Source organism: Pseudomonas sp. AD21 (assembly GCF_002878485.1).
Taxonomy (GTDB): Bacteria; Pseudomonadota; Gammaproteobacteria; order Pseudomonadales; family Pseudomonadaceae; genus Aquipseudomonas.
Map to the genome: position 1 here is coordinate 1 of NZ_NQYG01000135.1, position 863 is coordinate 863.

At 54.0% G+C, this 863-nt stretch carries 1 protein-coding gene; it reads right to left on the reverse strand.

All coding sequences use genetic code 11. The features are described from left to right. Nucleotides 1-52: 52 nt before the first annotated feature. On the reverse strand, nucleotides 53-863 hold an 811-nt coding region (locus PseAD21_RS29335), incomplete at its 5' end, for an integrase core domain-containing protein (protein WP_102359177.1).

Genomic DNA, 863 nt, shown 5'->3' on the forward strand with positions numbered 1-863 from the left:
TGTATGTACCGGAGACATGGTGGACACATGTTCGGAGACATGGTGGACGGTTTTAGATCTTCTTACCTGCCGTCACGATCTGCAAGTTCAAGTCGATTTGGGCGATACGATGTCTACTCCAGTAGACATCGTGGATGCCGTCCTCCGTCGTTTCCCGGATAACTACTGATCTTCCGTAAAAAGCCTTTCCGACTGTGTATTCACGATTCCCCCAGTAAATCTCGCCCTTCACCTGAACCTTCCTGACCACATCACCTTCGTCGTACTCCGGGGCCGCGGGTTGCTCCTGATATTCCCGTGGGCTGCTGCTGTAACGAGTGGCAGGAACCTGCATGTCCAACGCTTGATGCGGACGCTTCTGGTTGTAGATATCACGCCAGATATCAAATGCCCGTTGCGCGTCGTTGAGATCGATAAAATGCCGGTCTCGCAGGACTTCATTTTTCAGGCTGCGGTGGAAGCGTTCCAGCTTTCCTTGGGTTTGCGGATGATAAGGACGAGAGTGGCCGACCTTGATGCCTTGGCTCATCAGCCAGACCTCCAGCGCGGTATAAACGCCCGTCTGGTCACCCCAGGGCGAACCGTTGTCCATCGTCATGCGCAAAGGCAGGCCGTTACGCCGAAAGACCCGGATTAGATGCTCTTGGACGGTTTCACGTTGCTCATTGATGCATGCCGCGATGCACAGCGAAAACCGCGAATGATCGTCCAATATCGTCAACGGATGGCAACGCCCCTGAGCCAGGCTGATATGCCCCTTGAAGTCCATCTGCCAAAGATCGTTGGGCGCTTCATGTTCGAATCGGATAAACGGTTTGATCTCAGCGGCCTTTGGGTCGACACGCGAATGACGCTGTAAAACC